Raw genomic sequence first — 23802 nt, 5'->3', positions numbered from 1 at the left:
GGTGCCGTGCCTGGGGGTTTGCTCAAACGAGCCGGGGACCGCTCTGGCCACTTTGAATAAGGAGTTTTGACTGATGAGTACCAAGAAGCCAGCTACCCCAGCGAAGAGTGAGCTTGCGGGCACCGACACCCTGGACCGTGGCAACACCAACGCCAAGCTGCAAGCCCTGGAGGAATTCCGTTCCGACGCGACCGGCCAGGCGCTGCGCACCAACCAAGGCGTGAAGATTTCCGATAACCAGAACACCCTCAAGGTGGGCGCCCGTGGCCCGTCGCTGCTGGAAGACTTCATCATGCGTGAAAAGATCACGCACTTTGACCATGAGCGCATCCCGGAGCGCATCGTGCATGCCCGTGGCACTGGCGCCCATGGTTATTTTCAGACCTATGAGAACCATTCGGCGCTGAGCAAAGCTGGTTTCCTGCGTAACCCCGCGCATAAAACCCCGGTATTTGTGCGCTTCTCTACCGTTCAGGGCCCACGTGGCTCCGGCGATACAGTGCGTGACGTGCGCGGCTTCGCCGTGAAGTTCTTCACTGACGAAGGCAACTTCGACCTGGTGGGCAACAACATGCCGGTGTTTTTCATCCAGGATGCGATCAAGTTTCCCGACTTCGTGCACGCGGTAAAACCTGAGCCCCACAACGAGATTCCTACTGGCGGCTCGGCCCACGATACGTTCTGGGATTTTGTCTCGCTGCAGCCGGAATCGGCGCACATGGTGCTGTGGGCCATGTCCGACCGCGCCATCCCTAAAAGCCTGCGCACCATGCAGGGCTTTGGCATTCACACCTTCCGCTTGATCAATACCGACGGTAAGTCGAGCTTCGTGAAATTCCACTGGCACCCAAAAGTCGGCACCTGCTCGCTGGTGTGGGACGAAGCGCAAAAGCTTGCCGGTAAAGACACCGATTACCACCGTCGCGACTTGTGGGAAGCGATTGAGGGCGGCGATTACCCTGAGTGGGAATTGGGCGTGCAAATCGTCGCGCAAGAGGACGAGCACAAGTTCGACTTCGACCTGCTTGACCCGACCAAGATCATCCCTGAAGAGCTGGTGCCGATTACGCCGCTGGGCAAGATGGTGCTTAACCGTAACCCGGACAACTTCTTCGCCGAAGTCGAACAGGTCGCCTTTTGCCCGGGCCATATCGTGCCGGGTATCGACTTCACCAACGACCCGCTGCTGCAAGGCCGTCTGTTTTCCTACACGGATACCCAGATCAGCCGTCTCGGGGGACCGAACTTTCATGAGCTGCCGATCAATCGGCCGGTCACACCGTTCCATAACGGCCAGCGCGACGCTCAGCACCGCACTGTGATCGACAAAGGCCGTGCTGCCTATGAGCCGAACTCGATTGATGGCGGTTGGCCGAAAGAAACCCCACCGGCTGCGCAGGATGGTGGTTTCGAGACCTACTACGAGCGCGTCGACGCCAACAAGGTGCGTGAGCGCAGTGAGTCGTTTGGCGATCACTTCTCGCAAGCCACGCTGTTTTTCCACAGCATGAGCCACCACGAGAAAGAGCACATCATTGCGGCCTACAGCTTCGAGTTGGGCAAGGTGGAGCGCGAGTTTATTCGCGCCCGTCAGGTCAACGAGATTCTGGCCAATATTGATCTGGAACTGGCCAAGCGTGTTGCACAGAACCTTGGTTTGCCAGCACCGGCCAAAGGCACCGTGCCGCCGCGTAAGACCTCGCTGAAAGAGTCGCCGGCATTGAGCCAGGTGAACCTGCTGTCGGGCGATATCAAGACGCGCAAAGTCGCGATTCTGGCGGCTAACGGTGTGGACGGTGCGGTGATTGCTGCGTTGAAGAAGGCGCTGGGGGCTGAGGGCGCGCACGCCAAGTTGCTGGGGCCGACGTCGGCACCGGTGACCACCGCCGATGGTAAGAGCCTGAAGGTGGATGCGTCGATGGAAGGCATGCCGTCGATTGTGTTTGATGCGGTCTTTGTGCCGGGTGGCGCCAAGTCGGTGCAAGCGTTGAGTGGCGATGGTGTGGCGTTGCACTTCCTGTTGGAGGCGTACAAGCATTTGAAGGCGATTGCGGTTGCCAGTGATGCCAAGCTATTGCTGGATCTGCTGAAGCTTGAGGCGGATGCGGGGCTGATCGTGGGCGGCGATGCCAAGGCGTTTAAGGCGTTTTTCGCCGCGATTGCGCAGCACCGGGTTTGGGATCGTGAGCCTAAGGCTAAGGCGATTCCGGCTTAAGTTATGGGTTGTTTGTTAGATTGCCATCGCGGGCAAGCCCGCCCCCACATTTGAATTGTGAATACATTCTAGTGTGGGGGCGGGCTTGCCCGCGATGCTTTATTCCGCCTTGCGCGGAGTTAAAACAACCTGCGCCGGAATGTGTTTCACAATCTGCCGGTGAATCTTCAGGTCATACCCCGAATCAATTCGCGTCACCCGTTTGGTCAGTAACGTGGCCAGCCATGGGTAATCCTGCGTGCGCGGCGCCTGGATGGTTACATCGCACTGGTAGTTCACAACATCGGTGGCGATCGCATCCAATTGATGGCGAAGTTCTTCGATATCGGTGAGGTTCAACGCAACCGTGGTGCTTTCAGCCGCTGGGTCGATGAGCTTAGCGGCAGGCTTGGCTTCAGCAGCTTTCAGAGCAGCTTCGGCTTTATCCAGTTCAGCTTTGCGGGCATGGGTGATGGCGCTGTTCACGCCGCCGGTCAGCGCTGGCGCCTTAGGCATGAGTGCTCGGGCGCGGCTCAGGGCCGTAGCTGCGGCGTTGACGTCACCTTTTTGCAGCACGATCTGGCTGCGTTGCAGGTAGGCTTCGGCCAATTGGCGCTGGTAAGCCTCAAGGGCCGGGTCGTTGGGCGACTGAGCCTGTAACGCGGCCAGTTCGTCTTCGGCGGTGGCCAGTTCGCTGCTGGCCAGGTTTTGCTCCAGCTGCGCAATGGCCGCAGCACGTGCGTCCGGCACCTCGGGGGCGGCGGGCGGCTTACTTTGACAGGCGCCCAGCAGCAGGGAAAATGCGGCAAGGAGCAGATAACGGGAGTTGAACAGTTTCATTCCTGCGACTCTCTATTTGCGCAAAAAGCGAGCAAGTCTACACCCCTCGACGGGGCAGGACAAAACTCAGCAGAAACAGGGCGGCGGCCGTCACCACAATCGACGGCCCCGCTGGCGTGTCCTTGAACCAAGACAACGCCAGGCCCCCGCACACTGCAAGCATACCCAGCAGGCTGGCGCCGATCGCCATCTGCTCCGGTGACCGGGCGTGGCGTTGGGCGGCGGCTGCGGGAATGATCAGCAGCGAGGTAATCAACAATACGCCGACAATCTTCATCGCGACAGCAATCACCACTGCGATCAGCAACATCAGGGTCATGCGCAGGGCCGGCACGGGCAAACCTTCCACTGTAGCCAGCTCCTCGTGCACGGTGATCGCCAGCAATGGGCGCCACAGGGTCACCAGCAAGACCAGCACGGCGGCGCTGCCGCCGAGGATCCACGCAAGGTCAGTGGGGCTGATCGCCAGCAGATCGCCGAACAGGTAAGCCATCAGGTCGATGCGCACTTCATGCATGAAGCTCAACACCACCAAGCCCAAAGACAAGGTGCTTGGCGCAAGGATCCCCAGCAGTGTGTCGGACGCCAACGGCTGGCGCTGTTGCAGCGTCACCAGCAGCACCGCCAGCAGCAGGCAGCCCACGGTGACAGCGATGGTTGGGCTCACATCCAGCAAAAAGCCCATGGCCACGCCCAGCAGCGCGGCGTGCGACAGTGTGTCGCCGAAATAGGCCATGCGCCGCCAGACCACGAACGAGCCCAACGGGCCCGCTACCAGTGCCAAAGCCAAGCCTGCCAGCAGGGCGTAGAGCAGAAAATCAGCCATGCTTGCAGCTATCTCCATGAACGTGGGTGTGGGGCGTAGCGCGATCGTCAACGACGGCACCGTGCAGATCGTGGGCGTGGTCGTGATGGTGGTGGTAGATCGCCAGGCTCTGGGCGTTCTTTCCAAACAGCTCGACAAACGCCGGGTCGTTACTGACCTGTTCAGGGTGGCCGGAGCAGCAGACGTGACGGTTCAGGCACACCACTTGGTCGGTGGTGCTCATGACCAGGTGCAGATCGTGCGAGACCATTAACACACCGCAGCCATGGCGGTCGCGCAGGCGGGTGATCAGGCTGTACAGCTCGGCCTGGCCGGCGACATCGACGCCTTGCACGGGCTCATCGAGCACCAGCAGCTCTGGCTCGCGCAACAAGGCGCGGGCCAGCAGCACGCGCTGCATTTCGCCGCCGGAGATGCTTTGTACTGGGCTGTCGATGACCTGTTCGGCACCGACTTCCTTCAGCGCAGCCTGCGCGCGCGCGCGGCCTACACCGGGCACCAGGCGCAGGAAGCGCAGCACCGACAGTGGCAGGGTCGGGTCAACGTGCAGTTTCTGCGGCATGTAGCCGACACGCAGCTTGGGCTTGCGCCATACACTGCCAGTGTCGGGCTTGAGCAAGCCGAGCACGGCACGCACCAAGGTGGTTTTACCGGCGCCGTTGGGGCCGATGAGGGTGACGATCTGCCCGGACTCCACGCTGAGTGCGATGTTATCCAGCACAGCCTGCCCGGCGAACGTGACCCCAACTTGTTCCAGGCGGATTAACGCGTTGCTCATCAAGCCCCCTGGCAACCCGAGCAGAGCCCGACCACTTCGACCGTTTGCCCTTCGACCTTGAAGCCGACCTCGGCCGAGCTTTTGATGATCGCGTCACTGATGCTTTTTTGTTCAAGCTCGATGGCAGCGTGGCACTCGCGGCAGATCAGGAACTGACCTTGGTGCGCGTGTTCCGGGTGGTTACAGCCAACAAAGGCGTTGAGCGATGCGATGCGGTGCACCAAGCCGTTTTCCAGCAGGAAATCCAGCGCGCGGTATACCGTCGGCGGTGCGGCGCGGCGGCCGTCCTGCTCGCTGAGCACACCAAGAATGTCGTAGGCGCCCAGCGGCTTGTGGCTCTGCCACACCAGCTCCAGCACCCGACGACGCAAGGCGGTCAGGCGCAGGCCTTGACGGGCGCACAGGGTATCGGCCTCCGACAGTGCGGTATGCACGCAGTGAGAGTGGTCGTGGGGGCGGCTGGCAATGGGTGTTTTAGGCATGAGCGGCGACAGACATTTGATAGAGACGTTATTATGTTACCTGTTCCTACGCCATTGAGTGGTCATCGTGTCCCGACTTTTTCCCGTTTTTGTCGTATTTGTCACCAGTTTGTTCATCGCCGGGGCTGCTCAGGCTGAGGTCAGGGTGCTGACCAGCATCAAGCCTTTGCAGTTGATTGCCGCCGCTGTGCAGGACGGTGTGGCCATTCCAGAGGTGTTGCTGCCGCCCGGCGCGTCGCCACACAACTATGCTTTGCGCCCATCCGACGTACGGCGCGTGCAGTCGGCTGACCTGTTGTATTGGATCGGCCCGGACATGGAAAGCTTCCTGCCGCGCGTGCTTAAAGGCCGTAGCCTGCCGACCGTGGCGGTGCAGGATCTTGCGGGTATGAAATTGCGTCGTTTCGCCGAAGATAGCCATTCTCACGCTGACGATGCCGACGAGCATGATCATGATCACCGTCCAGGCAGCCTGGATGCGCACTTGTGGTTATCGACCGTCAACGCTCGCGTGATCGCGGCGCGTATGGCGGCTGACCTCAGCGCTGCCGACCCGGCGAATGCCGCGCGTTACCAGAGCAACGTGCAGGCGTTCGATGAGCGCCTGGATGCGTTGGATGCTCGTTTGAAAGCGCGCTTGGTGAGTGTGGGCGATAAGCCTTACTTCGTGTTCCACGAGGCCTTTGACTACTTCGAAGATGCTTACGGACTCAAACACACTGGTGTGTTCAGTGTGGCCGCCGAAGTGCAGCCAGGCGCCCAGCATGTGGCAGCGATGCGTACACGGTTGCAGGAAGTCGGTAAGACCTGTGTGTTCAGCGAGCCGCCGTTGCGTCCGCGGTTGGCCGAAACGTTGGTGGCTGGCTTGCCGGTGAAATTAGCGGAGCTGGATGCGCTGGGCGGTTACACCCCTGCCACGGCGCAGGGCTATGAGCAGGTGCTGGAGAAATTGGGGAATGATCTGGCCGGGTGTCTAGAGTCGCTCTGATAGACGAATCAATACCCATGTGGGAGCGGGTTGCCCGCGATGGCGGCGTGTCAGTCGACACCGCTATCGCAGCAACCCCGCTCCCACATTTTTACCGAGTAGACCTTTTAGAGTGCGAACGGCAGATGGAGAGTGACCTGCTGACGCTGCGCCAACCGATGCTCAAACTCCGCAGGGTTGTGAATCAAAACGTCCTGCCCGGCAAACGACTCCGCAGCGATCAAGCGCGATAGCCAGAAACGCACGCACGCCACGCGCAGCATCGTTGGCCACAACTCCGCTTCCTTGGCTGTGAATGGCCGCAGACCCGCGTAGGCACCTAACAGTGCACGGGCGCGTTGCCCATCAAGTCCGCCCTCGGCGTCCGAACACCAGTCATTCAAGGCAATCGCCACGTCGTACAGCATCGGGCCTGAGCAAGCGTTGTAGAAGTCGATCAACCCGGTCAGATGCGTGCCTTCGAACATCGCGTTATCGCGGAACAGATCGGCATGAACGTTGGCGCGCGGCAACGCGAGGATTTGAGCTTTGTAGGCTTCGATCTCGCGCAACGCATCTTGCAGCAAGCGCTGCTGCGCGTCGTTCAGGCGCGAAATCAGCTGCGCACCTTCGGTGAGCATCCAGTCCAGCCCGCGATCAGTCTTGCGCTCCAGCACTTTCTCGCCTTGAGTGGCCAGGTGCAGATGGCCGAGCAGGTCGCCGACTTGGGCGCAGTGCTGGGCGTTGGCGTCCTTGATGTGTTTGCCGGCCAGGCGCGGTTGCAGCAGCGCCGGTTTGCCCTTCAGCTCGCGCAGGGCCACGCCTTCAGTGGTACGCAGCGCATACGGCACAGGCAGATCGGCGTCGTGGAGCACGTCGAGCAGCTCGATGAAGAACGGCATCTGCGCAACAGGGCCGCGCTCAACCAGTGTCAGGACGAATTCGCCCTGCTCCAGGCTGATAAAGAAATTGGTGTTTTCGCTACCGGCGGCAATCCCCTGGAAATCAATCAGGCGGCCAAGCCCGTAAGGGGCGAGAAAGGTTTCCAGCTCGGGCCGAGCCAGCGGGGTGAACACAGACATGGTTAAAACTGCCAGTACGGGCGCCGCGATGGGCGGCGCCAATTTAAGTTAAGAAATCATTTCCATTCGAAGATCTTCCATGACGGGATCAGCATATCCGGCTGGTCAGAACGGATGAAGTTCGCATCGGTTCCGTCCGCGCGCACCAAGAAATACGGTGGCGCACCCTTTACGGTGACCTTGATCGCGTACAGGAAACCGTTTTGGCGGTACTCTTGGATGGTTCTGTCACCTTCGGTGCGGATCGTGACTTCCGGGCCTCCTGAGGGGGCGCTGTCTGCTGCCGTGGCGGCCAGCGGCAAGAACGCAATCAAGCTGGTCAACAACAAGCGATTTACTGTGCGCATGATAACCTTGTCCCTTTGTCGTCATTGGTCCGGCTATTCTAGCGCCTGACCCGCCGAAAAGGTTGATCCTGCTCATGAGCCAAGCCCCCCTCGTCCTGGTGGACGGTTCTTCTTACCTGTACCGCGCCTTTCATGCGCTGCCACCGCTGACCACCTCCAAAGGCCTGCCGACCGGTGCGGTCAAGGGCGTGTTGAACATGCTCAAAAGCCTGCGCAAGCAGTACCCCGACAGCCCGTTCGCCGTCGTGTTCGACGCCAAGGGCGGGACCTTTCGCGATGACATGTACGCCGAATACAAGGCCAATCGCCCGAGCATGCCCGATGACATGCGTGTGCAAATCGAGCCGCTGCACCAGAGCGTTATCGCCCTCGGCTTTCCATTGCTGTGTGTAGAAGGCGTGGAGGCCGATGACGTAATTGGCACTTTAGCCCGCAGCAGTGCGGCGGCGGACCGCCCGGTGGTGATTTCTACCGGTGACAAAGACATGGCGCAGCTGGTTGACGGGCACATTACCTTGGTCAACACCATGACCGGTAGCGCGATGGATATCGAGGGCGTGAAAGAGAAATTCGGTGTCGCTCCCGAGCAGATCATCGATTACCTGGCGCTGATGGGCGACTCGTCCGACAACATCCCAGGCGTTCCGGGCATTGGTCCGAAGACCGCTTCCGGCCTGCTGGTGGGTGTGAACGGCGGCCTCAAAGAGCTTTATGAGCAGTTGGATATCGTGCCGACCCTCCCGATCCGCGGGGCCAAGAACCTGCCGGCCAAGCTGGAAGAGCATAAGGAAATGGCCTTCCTGTCTTATCAACTGGCGACGATCAAGATCGACGTGCCGCTGGATGTGGGCCTGGAAGATCTGCACCTGACCGAGCCGGACCGTGAAAAGTTGCTGGAACTGTACACGCTGCTTGAGTTCAAGAGCTGGATTGATGAGGTCCTGCGCGATGCCAAGCGGGTTGAGCTCAAGGCGTCGACCGAGGCTGCTCCGGCTGCTGAAGAAGTGATGGAGACGGTTGCGCCGGTGGAAGCGTCCTACACCACCATCCTTGACCAGGCCACGTTCGACACTTGGCTGAAAAAGCTGAATGCCGCAAATTTGTTTGCTTTCGACACCGAAACCACCGGGATCGATGCCCAGCAGGCGCAGTTGGTGGGTGTTTCCTTTGCCGTGCAACCGCATGAAGCGGCCTATATCCCGCTGACCCATTCCTATATCGGCGCGCCGCAGCAGTTGGATCGCGACACGGTTCTGTTGGCGTTGAAGCCGCTGCTGGAAGACTCGACCAAGCTCAAGGTCGGGCAGCACGCCAAGTTCGACATGAACATCCTGGCCAACTGCGCCATCGGTGGCGACCCTGCGCAAGGCATCACCGTGCGCGGCATTGCCTTCGACACCATGCTTGAATCCTACGTGTTGAATTCCACCGCTACGCGGCACGACATGGACAGCCTGGCCAAGAAGTACCTGGACTACGACACCGTCAGCTTCCAGGACATCGCTGGCAAAGGCGCCAAGCAGCTGACGTTCGACCAGATCGCGCTTGAGCAGGCTGGCCCGTATGCCGCCGAAGATGCCGACGTGACGCTGCGCCTGCACCAGGCGTTGCATGCACAGCTGGCGGCCATACCGAGCCTGGCCAGTGTGCTGACAGATATCGAAATCCCGTTGGTGCCGGTACTGGCGCGTATCGAGCGCCAGGGTGCGCTGGTGGATAAGGAGCTGCTGGGTATCCAGAGCATCGAACTCGGTAACAAGATGGTTGAGCTGGAGCGCCAGGCGTTCGAGATCGCTGGTGAAGAGTTCAACCTGGGTTCGCCCAAGCAGCTCGGGGCGATTCTCTATGAAAAACTTGGCTTGCCGGTACTGAAGAAGACCGGCAAGGGCCAGGCGTCCACGGCTGAGGAAGTGCTGGCCAAGTTGGCCGAAGACGACTTCCTGCTGCCCAAGGTACTGATGCAGTACCGCAGCATGAGCAAGCTGAAAAGCACTTACACCGACCGCCTGCCGGAGCAGATTAACCCGCGTACCGGGCGCATTCACACGTCTTATCATCAGGCTGTGGCCGCGACCGGGCGCTTGTCGTCCAGCGATCCGAACCTGCAGAACATCCCGGTCCGTACCGCTGAAGGGCGGCGGATTCGCCAGGCGTTTGTCGCGCCAAAAGGCTACAAGCTGCTGGCGGCGGACTATTCGCAGATCGAGCTGCGGATCATGGCGCACTTGTCCAAGGACGAGGGCTTGATGAATGCGTTCCGTAACGATTTGGACGTGCACACCGCTACGGCGGCCGAGGTGTTCAAGGTTGAATTGGCTGAAGTCAGTTCCAACCAGCGTCGCAGTGCCAAGGCGATCAACTTTGGCCTGATTTACGGCATGGGCGCGCAGAAGCTGGGTAAGGACATTGGCGTTGATACCAAGACCGCCAAGGCCTACATCGATGTGTACTTCGCGCGCTACCCTGGCGTTCGCGAGTACATGGACCGCACGCGCGCCCAGGCGGCCGATCAAGGCTATGTCGAAACCTTCTTCGGGCGTCGGCTGTATTTGCCGGATATCAATTCCAACAAACCTCAGGACCGAGCGGCGGCCGAGCGTACGGCGATCAACGCGCCGATGCAGGGCACGGCGGCGGACATTATCAAGAAGGCCATGGTGTTGGTGGACAACTGGCTGACCGAGTCGGGCCTGGATGCCAAAGTGATACTGCAAGTGCACGATGAACTGGTGCTGGAAGTGCGTGAGGATCTGGTTGCAGAGGTCAGCGAGAAGATCCGCGAGCACATGAGCGCGGCGGCCAAGCTGGATGTGCCACTGGTGGTGGACGTGGGCGTGGGCGATAACTGGGACGAGGCGCATTGATTTCGCGGCTCTGCCATCGCCGGGCGTGGTGGCAGAGCCCTTTAGATCAGAAACGGGCGTCAGTTATTTCCAATAGTTTTTTTAACCTGCCGGAACTTAACCTGTGAACGGCTACTCAGAGTTACTGAATGGGTGGTGAAGCCCTTCAATGCTCCTATGTTGTGTTAAGTGTTGGCAGATATCTGGACCCCGCCCTAGCGGTCCGGAACTTGGACCCCGAACTTCCCCTCCCCATACGAAGTCCGGGGTTTTTTTTGCCTGCAGAAAAGTTATTCCGCGATTTCCGCGCCCTTGTCTGCTAATTCCATCCAGCTGGCCAGCACCGTGTAGGCGTCTTCCAGGCCCATGCGCTTAGGCGCCGAGAACAGCTGGATGGTGATCGCATCGCCCCAACCCTTACGGATTTCGGACTGCACTTTGAGCAATGTGTTCTTGGCTGCGCCGTAGGTCAGCTTGTCGGCCTTGGTCAGCAGGATATGCATCGGCATGCCGCTGGCGACGGCCCAATCGAGCATCAACAGGTCGAAGTCGGTCATTGGATGACGGATGTCCATCATCAGAATCAGACCCTTTAAGCTCTCGCGGCCACCCAGATAAGCCTCCAGGTGACGCTGCCAGTGCAGCTTCAACGGGATGGGTACTTTTGCATAACCGTAGCCCGGAAGGTCGACCAGACGCCGATCATCGTCTAGCTTGAAGAAATTGAGAAGTTGTGTGCGGCCTGGGGTTTTCGAGGTACGCGCCAGGCTGGCGTGGGTCAGGGTGTTCAGCGCGCTGGACTTGCCGGCGTTGGAACGGCCGGCAAAGGCGACTTCAAAGCCTTCGTCATCGGGGCATTGGTCCACTTTGGCGGCGCTGAGCATGAACGTGGACTGTTGGCACAGGCCGAGGATGGGGTTCTTGAGTTGCATGAGATTTCCGATGTGGGCGGTGCCGAAAAAGGGTGCGGCAAGCGGTGTCGTTTCCGTTTCAGTAGCGCCAGTATATAATGCCGCAGATTTTGTGTGTGCTTTGTCCCAGCGAAGGATGAAGTTCACGGGAGCGAAAGACCTTCATTGCGCATTAGAACGCAAAACGCTCTCAAACCCTGAAAAGGTCGATGTATGACCCGATGGTTGCTCGCTTTTGGTGTCCTGATTCCGCTTTACGGCGCTCAGGCTACACAGGATCCGGAGGCGGTGTACAACCGAGTTTGCGTGGCTTGCCATGCCGGCCAACTGCCCAATGCCCCTAAACGGGGTGACCAGGTAGCTTGGGCGCCCAGACTGGCGCAAGGTATGGACACGCTGGTGCAACACGTGACCCAGGGTTTCAAGGCAATGCCGCCGCGTGGTTTGTGCATGGACTGCAGTACTGAGGATTACCAGGCCATCATTGAGTTGATGGTGAGTAAACCCGGTAGATAACTCTTAAACCCTTAGCCGTAGTTGGATTAGCTGATGAACAAACTGATCGTGAGTCTGCTGTTGACCTTGGGCATCACCGGTGTTGCCCATGCCGCAGGCGACGCCACTGCTGGCCAGGCGAAAGCCGCCGTATGTGGTGCTTGCCATGGACCGGACGGCAATAGCCCGGCGCCAAACTTTCCAAAACTGGCCGGCCAGGGCGAACGTTACCTGACCAAGCAGATGCACGACATCAAGGACGGCAAGCGCACGGTGTTGGAAATGACCGGCCTGCTGACTAACCTCAGCGATCAGGACCTGGCGGACATCGCGGCGTATTTTGCCAGCCAGAAGGGCAGTGTGGGAGCTGCCGATCCGAAGCTGGTCGACAAAGGCCAGGCGTTGTTTCAGGGTGGCAAGCTCGCTGAAGACCAGCCCATCGGCGGCATGCCCGCCTGTAAGGCTTGCCACATCGCAGGCGGCAGTGGCCTGGCAGAGGCTGGCTTCCCTCACCTGAGTGGTCAGCACGCCCAATACACCGCCAAGCAATTGAAGGAATTCCGCGAGAAGGTTCGCTACATCGATGGCGATGCCAGCAACAAAATGATGACTGACATTGCGGCAAAGCTGTCGGATAAAGATATCGAAGCACTGTCCAGCTATATCCAGGGCCTGCACTGATGAGTCCGGCGACGTTAACGCTCGATTAATCCATCGATGCAAGCATAAAAAGGGTGGCTTAGGCCGCCCTTTTTTGTGGCCGGTGCCGGTACACTAACGAACTCATGCCCGCGTAGACCTGTCACACCTAAAGGTCGCGTGAGGCGACTTTATTTGTCCAGGAGTAAAGCATGCGTAATCTGATCCTCAGCGCCGCTCTCGTCACTGTCAGCCTCTTCGGCATGACCGCACAAGCTGCCGATAATGTGCCGCTTGAAGCCGGTAAAACCTACGTTGAATTGGCCAACCCTGTTCCGGTTTCGGAGCCAGGCAAGATCGAAGTGGTGGAGCTGTTCTGGTATGGCTGCCCGCATTGCTACGCCTTTGAGCCGACCATCAATCCATGGGCTGAAAAACTCCCGTCTGACGTTAATTTCCGTCGCATCCCGGCCATGTTCGGCGGCCCATGGGATGCCCATGGTCAGCTTTTCCTGACCCTGGAAGCCATGGGTGTGGAGCACAAAGTCCACAACGCCGTGTTCGAAGCTATCCAGAAGCAAGGTAAGCGCTTGACCAAGCCTGAAGAAATGGCTGATTTCGTCGCCACTCAAGGCGTCGACAAGGATAAGTTCCTGGCTACCTTCAACTCCTTCGCCATCCAAGGTCAGATCAAGCAGGCCAAGGAACTCGCGCAGAAATACGGCGTGCAAGGCGTACCAAGCATGGTCGTCAACGGCAAATACCGTTTCGACCTGGGCACTACCGGTGGTCCTGAGCAAACCCTCAACGTTGCCGACCAACTGATCGCCAAAGAGCGCGCAGCCAAGTAAGGGGCCTACCATGCGCCGCTGGGGTACTGAACGCGTCGTTGGCCTGCACGACCCGCAGGTCAACGAGCACCACCTGGAAACCACGGGCCTGCTGCCAGACAGCCGCTTGCGGCTGCTCAGCTTCAATATTCAGGTGGGCATCAGTACCGAGAAGTATCGGCACTACATCACCCGTGGTTGGCAGCACCTGCTGCCACACAACGGGCGGGCCGTTAACTTGCAAAAGATCGGCAACCTGCTGAACGACTTCGACTTGGTGGCCCTGCAGGAGGTTGACGGCGGTAGCATACGCTCCGGCTACATCAACCAAGTGGAACACTTGGCTCAGCTCGGCGCGTTCCCGTATTGGTATCAGCAACTCAACCGCAACCTTGGGCGCCTGGCGCAGCACAGCAATGGTGTGCTCAGCCGCTTGAAGCCGACCGCCATCGAAGATCATCCATTGCCAGGTCCCAAGGGCCGGGGGGCGATTCTCGTGCGTTTCGGCGAAGGCCCGGAAGCCTTGGTGGTGGTGATGATGCACCTGGCGCTCGGGGGGCGTACGCGCAACCTGCAGCTCGCCTACATTCGTGAATTAATTGGCAACTACAAGCACCAGGTATTGATGGGGGACATGAACACCCATGCCAACGACCTGCTGCAGAATTCCCCGTTGCGGGACCTCGGGCTACTGGCGCCGCAGGTCGAAGCCACGTTTCCCAGCTGGCGCCCCCAACGCTGTCTTGACCATATCCTGCTTAGCCCGACCCTTACGCTCGAAAGCGTGCAGGTGCTGGCGCAGCCCATCTCCGATCACCTGCCGGTCGCGGTAGAGATTCGTCTGCCGGGTTCGCTCACGGCTGATGCATTACCCGCGTTGAGCCCAGCCACCAGCGGACCGCTTGCATGAGCGACGACGCCCAGCGCTGGAAAGAGAAATACCTAAAAAGTATTGAGCAGCAAGACAAGCTAGAACGCCGCTGGGCGGCCCGCCTCGACTTGTTGCGCCGAGGTCTGGTGCGCAGCACGCTGGCGGCAGAAGGGACTGACCGCGCGGTCGATCAATGCTTGAAGGAGATGCGCGACGTCGTGCGTACCGAAGACATGGACGCCGCGCTCGCCGCCCTGCTGCCACGTCTGGAAAAAGCCGTGCTGGACTCGGAGCAGCTTCGCGAGACGCGGGTCGACCAGATTAGTGCCGCGCTCATCGCCTTGGTCGCTCAGTTGCAAAAGCTACCGCTGCCGCGTGAGGTAGCCCGGCCGCTGAAAGCCTTTGCCAAACAGTTGGACGGCCGAGTCGGACAGGCGCGGGAGATTCCGCTTTTGCTTAGTGAGCTGAGTAGCTTGCAGGGGCAGGCACTGAATAATCTGGGGCCGGACAGTGAACCCCCACGCTCTGGGCCGGGCCTGCTGCAACGCCTGTTTGGTGCAAAGGACGTCCCGAATGATGCGCCAGTGGCCGAAGTCACCCCGCTGGCTACACCCGGGTTGGCTGCGCCGAAGCCCGCCGCGATCAAGCCCGCTCCTGAGTCTCCGGAACCGGCGCAATCTGAAGCGCTGGCACACGCGTTGCGCGCCTTCGCACCATTACCACAAACACCGTCATCAGTGGAGCCTGAGCCGGTTGCGCCCCTCAAAGTGGCAGAGGTCGCCGGCGAAGCCTTTGTGATTAAGACACCGGCTCCAACGCAGCCCACAGTGGTGTCAGTCGAGACGCTTGATCCCGATGCGCAGGAGTTGCTCGTCGAGGAAGTCGCTGCTGAGAGTGCGCTCGCCGCCTTTATCGAAGAGCCTCAGGTCGAGGTCGATACGCCGGCCGAAACTGCTATCGGCAGCTTGTCCTTGCCTCCCGTACTGGAAAGTCCCGAGCCCGATTCGGATGAATTGCAATCGGACGGCATCTACGCTCTGCCCGACTCGCCGGAGCCGTCGTACAGCTCCGTCGCCAAGCATATCGAAGACACCTTGCTCGGCCTGTTGGAGGATCTATCGCTGCCTGAGCCTCACCGGCCTCAGGCCGAAGCCATGCGCGAGCGCCTGGCCCACGGCTTGAACTGGTACGAACTGCTGCCGATCCTCGACGACCTGGCCGTGCTGATGCTGGCGATCACCGACAGTGGTCAGCACGAGTTCGAAGCCTACCTCAAGCAGCTCAACGAGCGCCTCGAGGCATTCCAGGGCCACCTGCAGGTAGCGAGTGAAGGCCATGCCGACAGCCGCTCGGCCGCGCAGGAGCTGGACACGCAGATTCGTGAGCAGGTCGACGGTCTGCAAAGCAGCGTGCAGGACGCGGCCGATCTGGACAGCCTCAAGCATGTGCTGGAGAGCCACCTCGAAGGCCTGCTCGGCACCATGGATGCACACCAGCAGCAGCGTGCCCAGCGCGAGCAGGAGGTGGCAGCAAGCCTCAAAGGTTTGGCTGAGCGGGTGGCGAGCATGGAGCAGGAAGCCCAGGGCTATCGCGAGCATCTGGAAGTACAGCGCCAGAAGGCGTTGATCGATCCGCTCACCGGCCTGCCCAATCGTGCAGCCTGGAGCGAGCGTCTGGATCATGAAGTGAATACCTGGCACCAACGCGGCAATAGCCTGTCTCTGGCCATGCTGGACCTGGACCATTTCAAGCGCATCAACGACGGCTACGGCCACTTGGCGGGTGACAAGGTACTCAAAATCATTGCCAATGTGCTGCGCAAACGCCTGCGCCCTACTGACTTTATTGCGCGCTTTGGCGGGGAAGAGTTTGTATTGTTGATGCCGGACTCGGCTTTGGCGGATGCCCGGGGTGCGGGGGAAGTGTTACGTGCAGCGATCGAAGCGTGCCCGTTCCACTTCAAGGGGGAGCGGGTAACGATCACGGTATCCATGGGCGTGGCGCAGTTCCAGCCGGGTGAGCGCAGTGACTTGGCGCTCAAGCGTGCCGATGAGGCGCTTTACCGGGCGAAGGCGGCGGGACGTAATCAGGTGCAGGTGGCCTAAAATATGTTCCATATTGTAATTTGACCGCCCAGCCACAAACGGTACGTTACACTGTTGCATTATCGTCTTCAGCGTAATGTCTTCTGCTATGAAATCCTTTTGCATCGCCTTTATGTTCCTCCTGCTCGCCGGCTGCGCCACTGGCCCGCGTCTGAACACCAGCCACCCTTCGGTTAACCACGACAACCGCGTGCAGTTCGTGGTCGTCCATTACACCTCAACCAACCTTGAACACTCCCTGACGCTGTTAACCCACGGCCCGGTCAGCAGTCATTACCTGATCGGTGACGACGCATCTGGCACCATCTACAAGCTGGTGGATGAGAGCCAGCGCGCTTGGCACGCTGGTGAAAGCGAGTGGATGGGGCGTACCTGGCTCAACTCCAGCTCTATCGGCATCGAGATCGTCAACCCAGGCTATCGTGATACCCCGACGGGCCGTGTCTGGTACCCGTATTCCGAGGCGCAGGTGCGGTCGTTGGTGGTGTTGCTCAAGGACATCAGCAAGCGCAATGGCATCGACCCCAAGAACATCATCGGCCATAGCGACATCGCGCCGCTGCGCAAGCTCGACCCGGGCCCGTTGTTCCCGTGGAAGCGTTTAGCGGCTGAGGGCTTGGGGGTCTGGCCGGACGCGCAGGCCGTTGCTCGATTCCAGGTGCAGTACGCGGCTGATCTGCCCAGCGTCACCTGGTTCCAGGAAGAGCTGGCCCGCCTGGGCTACCAGACACCGCAGACCGGTGAGTTGGATGTTGCTACACGACATGTGATCGCGGCTTTCCAAATGCACTTCCGGCCATCGCTGTTTGATGGCACGCCGGATGCTGAAAGTGCTGCGATATTGCGCGCATTGAACCGTAGTTAAGCGTGTAACCCGATTCAAATTGTGGCCAACAGATAGCTCGAGCGGCCAGACTACAGCGGCAACGCCATATAGAACTGCGTACCTTGCCCCGGCCGAGAATACACGCCCATGCGGCCACCGTGCAGTTGCACGATCTCTTTGCACAGTGCCAGCCCCAGGCCGGCGCCGCCTTTTTTGCGGCCCACCTGCACGAAGGGTTCGAAGATCCTGCCTTGCTGGCCGTAGGCGATGCCTTCGCCGTTATCTTCGACGCTGATAATCACGCGCTCGCCATGGCGGCGTGCCTGCAGGCGAATTTGCCCGCCAGCGGCGGTATGGCGCAACGCGTTGCCCAGCAAGTTGTCGAGTACACGCTCCAGCTGAGCCTGATCGGCATACAGCCTGGGCAAATCAGGTTGGGCTTCCACCAGCAGTTCGATGTTCTGAGCACTCGCCAGCTCAGTGAAACGCGCCCGTGCGTGCTCCAGCAGGTCGGTGACATCGCAGGGCCCCAAGGTGAGTTTTTGTAGGCCATTCTGATAGCGCGAAAAGTTGAGCAAGTCGTTGATCAACTGCATCAGGCGCTGCATTTCTTCATTGACCGTATCCAGCAAGTCCGCTTCACGGGACTCGTCCGGAAACTTCGCCCGCTCGCGGAACAGCCCGAAGGCCATGTGCATGCCGGTCACTGGCGTGCGCAGTTCGTGGGAGGCGCGCAACACGAATTCGCTGCGCACGCGTTCAAAGGCGCGCTGTTCGGTGACGTCATGCAACACCATCACTGCCCCGAGGATGTGCCCTTGGGTGTGGCTGACCGGTGTCAGGCTGTAGGTCAGCAGGCGCAGCTCGCCCTCAACCTCCACTTCCAGATCTTCCGGCGCCCGCTCCAGGTTGCCGCCGCGCAGTACCAGTCGCAGCTGTTCATCCATTTCCGGGCGGCCCAGCGCCTCGCCCAGGCCCTGGCCTAAACGCGCCTCGTCCCAGCCCAGCTGGCGCTGAGCGACGGGGTTGAGATGCTCCAGGCGACCTTGGCGGTCGATCATCAACAGACCGTCGTCGATACTGTCGAGCACCGCTTGCAGGCGCTGCTGGCCGGCCAGCAATTCATCGACATTGGTCGCCTGATGCTGGCGCAACGCTTCGGCCATGATGCCGAAGCGCCGGGTCAGCAGATTCATTTCCGCTGCTGAAGAGATCGGCAGCGTCACTTCGAAATCGCCCTGCCCGATCTTATCGGCGGCTTTGGCTAAAGCTTCAATCGGCCCGCCAAAGCGTCGGGCGATGCCATGGGCGGTGATGAAGCCGATGATCAATACCGCCAGGCCCACTAGGCCCAGAAGACCGGCAATCAACAGCGCTCGATCGCGGGATTTGTGTTCGCTGGCGTTGATGTTCTCCAAGGCGTGCTTATGTTCGGTGATCAGGCCGTTGCGCAACGCATTGAAGGTGTCTGTCAGCTTTTGGTTTTTATTATTGGCCAGCGAGTGTTGCTGGGCCTCGTCAAATGCTTTGAGAAAGTTCAGGTAGTCAACGCGTGCCTGGCTGAACCCGCTGAGCCTACCGTCTTGCTGTTCATGGGCGATGCCCTCATCCAGCAGGGCGAAGTATTGCTGTGTTGAGGTTTTCAGCACCTCGGGGTCAGGTTGCTCCTGCACCATCAGGATCAACTGGTCACCCAAGGTCTGGCGCAGCTTGAGGCCAAGGTCCAAGGTGATGAAATTGCTGCGGATCAGCGACTCCTGGCTCTTGGCCATTTGCATAACACTGACCAGTCCCAGGACCAGTCCCAGCAGGGCGACGGTGATCAGCGCTGAGATACTCAGAAACAAACGAGTGCGCAGTTTCATCGCTAGCTTCATAAGGTACAGCTCACAAGTTGTACTGTTTGCGTTTGCGGTACAGGGTCGACGCGTCGATGCCCAGAGTGCGGGCCGCTTGGTCCAGGGTGTCGCTGGTGGCAAGTACCGCACCGATATGGGCTTTCTCCAGCTCATCCAGGCTCAGCGCAGCGCCGATTCGCGGCGCATTGTTAGTCGGTTGCTCGGCCATCCCGAGGTGGCTGATTTCGACCTTTTCCAGTGGGCAGATAATGCTAGCTCTCTCAACAACGTTCCTCAGCTCACGGATATTCCCTGGCCATCGGTAGTTGAGCAGCGCTTCACGCGCCTCGTCGCTGAAACCGCGCGCCGGTCGGGCGTATTCCTTGACGAAGCGCGCCAGGAAGCGGTCGGCCAGGGTAAGAATGTCCTCACTGCGTTCGCGCAATGGCGGCAGGTGTAAGGTGATCACGTTGAGGCGATAGAGCAAATCCTCCCGGAAACGGCCGTCGCGCACCATGTCTTCCAGGTTCAGGTTGGTCGCCGCGAGGATGCGCACATCAGCACGGCGGGTCACAGGGTCACCGACGCGCTCATATTCCTTATCTTGGATAAAGCGCAGCAATTTGGGTTGCAAGGTAAGGGGGAAATCGCCGATCTCGTCAAGAAAAAGTGTGCCGCCGTCTGCCTGATTGACTCGGCCCAGCGTGCTCTCACTGGCGCCTGTAAAGGCGCCGCGGCTGTGGCCGAACAACTCGCTCTCCATCAGCTCTGCCGTCAATGACGGGCAGTTGATGGTCACGCAGGATTTCTTCGAACGTTTGCTCCAGCCGTGAATGGCCCGAGCTAATTCACCTTTACCTGTACCCGACTCGCCCAGGATTAAAATGTTGGCGTCGGTGCCCGCGACTTGGCGTGCGGTTTCCAGCACCACCATCATGGCCGGGCTGTGGGAGTCGAGGCCGTCCTTGGGTTGGCGCACCTCGCCTTCCAGCGCTTCCAGGCGTGCCGACAGTTGGCGTACTTCCAACTGCTTGGCGGTGGCCAAGCGCAATTGGTCAGGGCTGCAGGGCTTTACCAGATAGTCGGCGGCGCCAGCCTGGATCGCGTCTACGGCGGTATCCACGGCGGAATGCGCGGTGACAATCACCACACGCATCCATGGTGCCTGGATACGCATCTGCGCCAATACATCCAGGCCATTGTCTTCGCCCAGGCGCAGGTCCAGGAAGCACAGGTCGAACACCTGGCGTTGCATCAGGGCGTCGGCTTGGGCGGCACTGTTGGCGGTAGCTACGGTGTAGCCTTCATCTTCCAGGCAGTAACGGAAGGTGCGAAGGATCGCGGATTCGTCATCCACTAAAAGAATGCGGCCTTGAAGTTCCTTGGCTGATTCCATCTGTCCCGCGCTCCTTAACTATGAATGATGGTGTTTAGTCCCGGAATAATCGGGCAAGTTGCATGGTTTATTCTGATTGATAAAAGGCAACGTCGCGCAGGTATCTGCACATCCCCCTACGAACGCGCTGGTTGGTAGCGTTTTCGTGCCTTCTTGCTACTTCGGCAACTCGATATTCGATTTCGATCCCTTGGCCCGACCATTGACCATCGTGCATTTCGCACGGCCTGGATAGGGGTATCGTGCAGGATGCTGGGCTCGGTGGTTGTAAGTTATTTATAAGTCTATGATTTTATTGAGTTTTATTTTGTAAAAAGTCTGGCATGCACCCTGCAATACCTCTCTCATAGTGTCATGACCGAATAATCAGAATGCGGGAGAAATGCAGCATGACTCGCCAAAGCCTCAGCCCATTGCGTGTGTCGCCAGTGCGTTTGCAGCAAGGTCTCTTCGCCAGCCTGGCGTTGATGGTCACGTTGATTGCCGGTCAGCAGTTTCAGCATTGGCAACAGAGTCAGCAGCAAGCGCCGCAATTTGAACGTCCGGTGATGACCCAGACCCATTTTCGTTCCGTTGGCAGCGTTACCGCCGATGTAACCGCCCCGCAGTTGAGAGTAGTTGACCAGGATTCGACTCTGAACGAATTGCCCGCTCAAGAGCGTTGGGTGTTCTAGGCAACAAAAAGGTCGCTTGTGTTGAGCGGCCGCACGGTACTACCGCTGTTACCCCTATAAAAGCGTAAGGAGAATCACCATGTTGAGTTGGGCAATCACATTTCTGATCATTGCCATTGTGGCTGCAGTCTTGGGCTTCGGTGGTATCGCGGGCACCGCCACGGGTATCGCAAAAATTCTGTTTGTGGTCTTCCTGGTGATGTTTATCGCTTCGTTCTTCTTTGGTCGTCGCGGCCGAGGCTGAATATGACCACTTTGTCTATTAAGGCCATTGCTACCGCCCTGCTCTTGGGCGGTAGCGGCCTGGTGATGGCCGCCAATGACGGCCAATCACGGGCTAACGAATTGCTCAGTGCGGACAAGCAGTACCGCGAAACCTGGCAAGGCGTGGTGAAAAAAGAAGAGCGCCTGCCGGAATGGGTGATGAACCTGTCCGGGACGGCCGATCAAATGAATGCCGTGGAAGAAGATGGCGAGAAGTACTTGGTCGGGCCACTCTGCGAAACTGCGGACACATGCCTGAACAAGCGTCTGATAGTTGCCTTCAGCTACGACAAGGAAGATGCCTACGCCATGTTGGTACACGTCCCGGCCGGTCTGCCGTCAGACAAGTCCCCGACACGGCACGCCGACTACCGCTTTATCGGTAAGCCGAACGAAGGCATGCAAAAGCTGCTGATGGAGCAGCTAAAGAAAGATCCGAATTGGTACTAGGTTCCGTCTGACGCTTCTGTCGTCAACGGGGCCGGCGTCCATAGAAAGAAGCTCCTTCGCTTCTTTCTGTCAGCATCGCCCACCAAGGGCGATGCATGACCAGGGGGCCGGGTTGCTCTGATCAATCGAGATCGGCGTGACCTACGGGTACAGGGAGTGCCTGCGCAAGGGCCGGGTCAGGCGAAAAGCTGCGACGCAAGTTCACAAGTCCTCAAGCTTGCTGAACTTGCGACGGGCTTATCGCTCTCATGACCGATCTTGTATGTCGCCCATAGCCGCTGTTTTATTTTTTGCCTTCTCACAAACATTACTTGGTGTGTCGAGGCGACCTTCTATCGAGAAAATTTCGCTCGCGCCATAGGCCATATCCGACGCCAAGCTCATCAAATCTCAGACATTTTTGCGAATCGCTGAAAGTCGTCCAATATCTCTGAGCAAGCCGGTATTGGCCGGTTCACGGCATATTCACCTGCCTAAATGGCGTATTTGAACTGACCGTTCGGACAGTTATTTACAAAAAAAGCCATGCCGATTCGGCATAGGGTAGGCGTTTACGGCATTAGACGTCGCTCCCTTGCATGGGAATAGTTGCGCCTTTTTTCGCCTGCCAGTAAGCCATTTCGGCCACGCTGCGGTGACCTTCTACGGAGGCAGATGCACACACTTTTTCGCTTCCGAGCGTTCCAGCTGGCGCATTTGCCTTAAGTCCACTTGAAGTAAGGGTAATGACATGAAGAAGGCAAAGCTAAGCCTCGCCTGGCAGATCCTCATCGGTTTGGTATTGGGGATCGCAATCGGTGCAGTGCTCAACCATTTCAGTGCTGAAAAAGCCTGGTGGATCAGCAATGTGTTGCAGCCGGCGGGCGATATCTTTATCCGCCTGATCAAAATGATCGTGATCCCGATTGTGATTTCCTCGCTGATCGTCGGCATCGCCGGTGTGGGAGATGCGAAGAAACTCGGTCGAATCGGCGTCAAAACCATCCTCTACTTCGAAGTGGTCACCACCATCGCCATTGTGGTCGGCTTGTTGTTGGCCAACCTGTTCCACCCGGGCGCTGGGATCGACATGAGTACCTTGGGTACGGTCGACATCTCCAAATACACGGCTACTGCCGCCGAAGTGCAGCATGAGCATGCGTTCATCGAGACCATCCTCAACCTGATCCCTTCGAACATCTTCGCCGCCGTCGCCCGTGGCGAAATGCTGCCGATCATCTTCTTCTCGGTGCTGTTCGGCCTAGGGCTGTCGAGCCTCAAGCCGGAACTGCGCGAACCACTGGTAACCATGTTCCAGGGTGTGTCAGAGAGCATGTTCAAAGTTACCCACATGATCATGAAGTACGCCCCAATCGGCGTATTTGCCCTGATCGCGGTGACCGTCGCCAACTTCGGCTTCGCCTCTTTGCTGCCCCTGGCGAAGCTGGTGATCTTGGTTTACGTGGCCATCCTGTTCTTTGCTTTTGCGGTATTGGGCCTGATCGCGCGTCTGTTTGGTTTCTCGATCCTCAAGCTGATACGCATCTTCAAGGACGAGTTGGTTCTGGCCTACTCCACCGCCAGTTCCGAAACCGTGCTGCCCCGTGTGATCGAGAAGATGGAAGCCTACGGCGCGCCGAAGGCCATCTGCAGCTTTGTGGTGCCGACCGGCTACTCGTTCAACCTCGACGGTTCGACCCTGTACCAGAGCATCGCGGCTATCTTTATCGCCCAGCTGTACGGCATTGACCTGTCGATCGGCCAGCAATTGATGCTGGTGCTGACGTTGATGGTCACCTCTAAAGGTATTGCCGGCGTGCCGGGCGTGTCCTTCGTGGTGCTGCTGGCCACCTTGGGCAGCGTGGGTATTCCGCTGGAAGGCCTGGCGTTCATTGCCGGTGTCGACCGCATTATGGACATGGCGCGTACCGCGCTGAACGTGATCGGCAACGCCTTGGCCGTATTGGTCATCTCCCGCTGGGAAGGCATGTACGACGACGCCAAAGGTGAGCGCTACTGGAACTCCCTGCCGCACTGGCGCAGCAAGCCAGCCTCGCCGGCCGCGCAAGCTACCCGCGGCTGATAGAGCGACGGTTGTGAGACAAACCCCGGGAAATCCGGGGTTTGTCGTTTCTGCCAGCCCCGCTATCATTCGCCCCATCTTT

Annotated in this window: 22 protein-coding genes; 13 read left to right on the top strand and 9 right to left on the bottom strand. The window is 59.1% G+C overall.

Annotation, left to right across the window (positions count from 1 at the left end; all coding sequences use genetic code 11):
• Positions 1 to 73 precede the first annotated feature (73 nt).
• Positions 74 to 2215 carry a catalase HPII gene (gene katE / locus FW764_RS05610; protein WP_446433117.1) on the top strand — a complete coding sequence of 714 codons (2142 nt, stop codon included), beginning with the start codon at positions 74 to 76 and terminating at the stop codon, positions 2213 to 2215.
• Positions 2216 to 2314: 99 nt separating this feature from the next.
• Here the strand turns inward: katE and FW764_RS05605 are convergent, their stop codons facing one another.
• Genes FW764_RS05605 through zur form a run of 4 tightly spaced genes read right to left on the bottom strand, consistent with a single transcriptional unit; the run spans position 2315 to position 5120 of the window.
• Entirely contained in the window at positions 2315 to 3034 is a 720-nt protein-coding gene (locus FW764_RS05605) for a PA5502 family lipoprotein (RefSeq protein WP_446433116.1), read from the bottom strand.
• Positions 3035 to 3071: 37 nt separating this feature from the next.
• The gene (gene znuB, locus FW764_RS05600; RefSeq protein ID WP_058421933.1) at positions 3072 to 3860 is read right to left on the bottom strand and encodes a zinc ABC transporter permease subunit ZnuB; all 789 of its coding nucleotides are present in this window, start codon (positions 3858 to 3860) and stop codon (positions 3072 to 3074) included.
• A complete protein-coding gene (gene znuC / locus FW764_RS05595) occupies positions 3853 to 4638 on the bottom strand; it encodes a zinc ABC transporter ATP-binding protein ZnuC (RefSeq protein ID WP_446433115.1) in 786 nt (261 codons plus the stop codon). The genes znuB and znuC overlap by 8 nt, the downstream gene beginning before the upstream one ends.
• Entirely contained in the window at positions 4638 to 5120 is a 483-nt protein-coding gene (gene zur / locus FW764_RS05590; RefSeq protein ID WP_083355925.1) for a zinc uptake transcriptional repressor Zur, read from the bottom strand. The genes znuC and zur overlap by 1 nt, the downstream gene beginning before the upstream one ends.
• A 58-nt stretch (positions 5121 to 5178) precedes the next feature.
• On the opposite strand from zur, the gene FW764_RS05585 reads away from it, so the two are divergent.
• On the top strand, positions 5179 to 6108 hold the full coding sequence (locus tag FW764_RS05585; protein WP_446433114.1) for a zinc ABC transporter substrate-binding protein: 930 nt from the start codon (positions 5179 to 5181) through the stop codon (positions 6106 to 6108).
• A 107-nt stretch (positions 6109 to 6215) separates the two neighbouring features.
• Here the strand turns inward: FW764_RS05585 and FW764_RS05580 are convergent, their stop codons facing one another.
• Both FW764_RS05580 and FW764_RS05575 read right to left on the bottom strand, forming a co-directional pair.
• Positions 6216 to 7169, bottom strand: a complete 954-nt coding sequence (locus FW764_RS05580) for a homoserine kinase (protein WP_446433113.1) — start codon at positions 7167 to 7169, stop codon at positions 6216 to 6218.
• A 56-nt stretch (positions 7170 to 7225) separates the two neighbouring features.
• The gene (locus FW764_RS05575) at positions 7226 to 7516 is read right to left on the bottom strand and encodes a DUF2782 domain-containing protein (protein WP_446433112.1); all 291 of its coding nucleotides are present in this window, start codon (positions 7514 to 7516) and stop codon (positions 7226 to 7228) included.
• Positions 7517 to 7590: 74 nt separating this feature from the next.
• On the opposite strand from FW764_RS05575, the gene polA reads away from it, so the two are divergent.
• Positions 7591 to 10380, top strand: a complete 2790-nt coding sequence (gene polA / locus FW764_RS05570) for a DNA polymerase I (RefSeq protein ID WP_446433111.1) — start codon at positions 7591 to 7593, stop codon at positions 10378 to 10380.
• 269 nt (positions 10381 to 10649) lie between these two features.
• On the opposite strand, the gene yihA is transcribed toward polA, so the two are convergent.
• A complete protein-coding gene (gene yihA, locus FW764_RS05565; protein ID WP_446433110.1) occupies positions 10650 to 11291 on the bottom strand; it encodes a ribosome biogenesis GTP-binding protein YihA/YsxC in 642 nt (213 codons plus the stop codon).
• Positions 11292 to 11483: 192 nt separating this feature from the next.
• On the opposite strand from yihA, the gene FW764_RS05560 reads away from it, so the two are divergent.
• The 6 genes from FW764_RS05560 (at position 11484) to FW764_RS05535 (ending at position 17075) form a co-directional block, all read left to right on the top strand.
• The gene (locus FW764_RS05560; RefSeq protein WP_094949669.1) at positions 11484 to 11786 is read left to right on the top strand and encodes a c-type cytochrome; all 303 of its coding nucleotides are present in this window, start codon (positions 11484 to 11486) and stop codon (positions 11784 to 11786) included.
• Positions 11787 to 11819: 33 nt separating this feature from the next.
• On the top strand, positions 11820 to 12446 hold the full coding sequence (locus FW764_RS05555) for a c-type cytochrome (RefSeq protein WP_094949668.1): 627 nt from the start codon (positions 11820 to 11822) through the stop codon (positions 12444 to 12446).
• A gap of 170 nt (positions 12447 to 12616) precedes the next feature.
• Positions 12617 to 13255 carry a thiol:disulfide interchange protein DsbA gene (gene dsbA / locus FW764_RS05550; RefSeq protein WP_446433109.1) on the top strand — a complete coding sequence of 213 codons (639 nt, stop codon included), beginning with the start codon at positions 12617 to 12619 and terminating at the stop codon, positions 13253 to 13255.
• A 10-nt stretch (positions 13256 to 13265) separates the two neighbouring features.
• Entirely contained in the window at positions 13266 to 14144 is an 879-nt protein-coding gene (locus FW764_RS05545; RefSeq protein WP_446433108.1) for an endonuclease/exonuclease/phosphatase family protein, read from the top strand.
• On the top strand, positions 14141 to 16210 hold the full coding sequence (locus FW764_RS05540) for a diguanylate cyclase (protein ID WP_446433107.1): 2070 nt from the start codon (positions 14141 to 14143) through the stop codon (positions 16208 to 16210). The genes FW764_RS05545 and FW764_RS05540 overlap by 4 nt, the downstream gene beginning before the upstream one ends.
• An 88-nt stretch (positions 16211 to 16298) precedes the next feature.
• Entirely contained in the window at positions 16299 to 17075 is a 777-nt protein-coding gene (locus tag FW764_RS05535) for an N-acetylmuramoyl-L-alanine amidase (RefSeq protein WP_446433106.1), read from the top strand.
• Between the two features lie 50 nt (positions 17076 to 17125).
• Here the strand turns inward: FW764_RS05535 and FW764_RS05530 are convergent, their stop codons facing one another.
• Both FW764_RS05530 and algB read right to left on the bottom strand, forming a co-directional pair.
• The gene (locus tag FW764_RS05530) at positions 17126 to 18913 is read right to left on the bottom strand and encodes an ATP-binding protein (protein ID WP_446433105.1); all 1788 of its coding nucleotides are present in this window, start codon (positions 18911 to 18913) and stop codon (positions 17126 to 17128) included.
• Positions 18914 to 18923: 10 nt separating this feature from the next.
• Entirely contained in the window at positions 18924 to 20270 is a 1347-nt protein-coding gene (gene algB, locus FW764_RS05525; RefSeq protein WP_407021597.1) for a sigma-54-dependent response regulator transcription factor AlgB, read from the bottom strand.
• A gap of 389 nt (positions 20271 to 20659) precedes the next feature.
• On the opposite strand from algB, the gene FW764_RS05520 reads away from it, so the two are divergent.
• The 4 genes from FW764_RS05520 to gltP all read left to right on the top strand — a co-directional run bounded on the left by FW764_RS05520 (position 20660) and on the right by gltP (position 23720).
• On the top strand, positions 20660 to 20944 hold the full coding sequence (locus FW764_RS05520; RefSeq protein ID WP_446433104.1) for a hypothetical protein: 285 nt from the start codon (positions 20660 to 20662) through the stop codon (positions 20942 to 20944).
• A gap of 79 nt (positions 20945 to 21023) precedes the next feature.
• A complete protein-coding gene (locus tag FW764_RS05515; protein ID WP_003170804.1) occupies positions 21024 to 21188 on the top strand; it encodes a DUF1328 domain-containing protein in 165 nt (54 codons plus the stop codon).
• A 2-nt stretch (positions 21189 to 21190) separates the two neighbouring features.
• Positions 21191 to 21658 carry an inhibitor of vertebrate lysozyme family protein gene (locus FW764_RS05510; protein ID WP_446433103.1) on the top strand — a complete coding sequence of 156 codons (468 nt, stop codon included), beginning with the start codon at positions 21191 to 21193 and terminating at the stop codon, positions 21656 to 21658.
• Between the two features lie 730 nt (positions 21659 to 22388).
• Positions 22389 to 23720 carry a glutamate/aspartate:proton symporter GltP gene (gene gltP / locus FW764_RS05505; RefSeq protein WP_446433102.1) on the top strand — a complete coding sequence of 444 codons (1332 nt, stop codon included), beginning with the start codon at positions 22389 to 22391 and terminating at the stop codon, positions 23718 to 23720.
• Positions 23721 to 23802: the final 82 nt, after the last annotated feature.

Source organism: Pseudomonas sp. 1152_12 (assembly GCF_052850675.1).
This window is presented reverse-complemented; position numbering and strand designations above follow the sequence as displayed.

What these genes read in the sequence shown, in the direction of transcription:
- dsbA (WP_446433109.1), top strand. Translation starts at nt 12,617, where the DNA reads ATGCGTAATCTGATCCTCAGCGCCGCTCTCGTCACTGTCAGCCTCTTC.
- znuB (WP_058421933.1), bottom strand. Translation starts at nt 3,860, where the DNA reads ATGGCTGATTTTCTGCTCTACGCCCTGCTGGCAGGCTTGGCTTTGGCA.
- FW764_RS05540 (WP_446433107.1), top strand. Translation starts at nt 14,141, where the DNA reads ATGAGCGACGACGCCCAGCGCTGGAAAGAGAAATACCTAAAAAGTATT.
- FW764_RS05560 (WP_094949669.1), top strand. Translation starts at nt 11,484, where the DNA reads ATGACCCGATGGTTGCTCGCTTTTGGTGTCCTGATTCCGCTTTACGGC.
- zur (WP_083355925.1), bottom strand. Translation starts at nt 5,120, where the DNA reads ATGCCTAAAACACCCATTGCCAGCCGCCCCCACGACCACTCTCACTGC.
- polA (WP_446433111.1), top strand. Translation starts at nt 7,591, where the DNA reads ATGAGCCAAGCCCCCCTCGTCCTGGTGGACGGTTCTTCTTACCTGTAC.
- FW764_RS05520 (WP_446433104.1), top strand. Translation starts at nt 20,660, where the DNA reads ATGACTCGCCAAAGCCTCAGCCCATTGCGTGTGTCGCCAGTGCGTTTG.
- FW764_RS05580 (WP_446433113.1), bottom strand. Translation starts at nt 7,169, where the DNA reads ATGTCTGTGTTCACCCCGCTGGCTCGGCCCGAGCTGGAAACCTTTCTC.
- yihA (WP_446433110.1), bottom strand. Translation starts at nt 11,291, where the DNA reads ATGCAACTCAAGAACCCCATCCTCGGCCTGTGCCAACAGTCCACGTTC.
- FW764_RS05530 (WP_446433105.1), bottom strand. Translation starts at nt 18,913, where the DNA reads ATGAAGCTAGCGATGAAACTGCGCACTCGTTTGTTTCTGAGTATCTCA.
- algB (WP_407021597.1), bottom strand. Translation starts at nt 20,270, where the DNA reads ATGGAATCAGCCAAGGAACTTCAAGGCCGCATTCTTTTAGTGGATGAC.
- katE (WP_446433117.1), top strand. Translation starts at nt 74, where the DNA reads ATGAGTACCAAGAAGCCAGCTACCCCAGCGAAGAGTGAGCTTGCGGGC.
- FW764_RS05515 (WP_003170804.1), top strand. Translation starts at nt 21,024, where the DNA reads ATGTTGAGTTGGGCAATCACATTTCTGATCATTGCCATTGTGGCTGCA.
- FW764_RS05555 (WP_094949668.1), top strand. Translation starts at nt 11,820, where the DNA reads ATGAACAAACTGATCGTGAGTCTGCTGTTGACCTTGGGCATCACCGGT.
- FW764_RS05535 (WP_446433106.1), top strand. Translation starts at nt 16,299, where the DNA reads ATGAAATCCTTTTGCATCGCCTTTATGTTCCTCCTGCTCGCCGGCTGC.
- FW764_RS05575 (WP_446433112.1), bottom strand. Translation starts at nt 7,516, where the DNA reads ATGCGCACAGTAAATCGCTTGTTGTTGACCAGCTTGATTGCGTTCTTG.
- gltP (WP_446433102.1), top strand. Translation starts at nt 22,389, where the DNA reads ATGAAGAAGGCAAAGCTAAGCCTCGCCTGGCAGATCCTCATCGGTTTG.
- FW764_RS05545 (WP_446433108.1), top strand. Translation starts at nt 13,266, where the DNA reads ATGCGCCGCTGGGGTACTGAACGCGTCGTTGGCCTGCACGACCCGCAG.
- znuC (WP_446433115.1), bottom strand. Translation starts at nt 4,638, where the DNA reads ATGAGCAACGCGTTAATCCGCCTGGAACAAGTTGGGGTCACGTTCGCC.
- FW764_RS05510 (WP_446433103.1), top strand. Translation starts at nt 21,191, where the DNA reads ATGACCACTTTGTCTATTAAGGCCATTGCTACCGCCCTGCTCTTGGGC.
- FW764_RS05605 (WP_446433116.1), bottom strand. Translation starts at nt 3,034, where the DNA reads ATGAAACTGTTCAACTCCCGTTATCTGCTCCTTGCCGCATTTTCCCTG.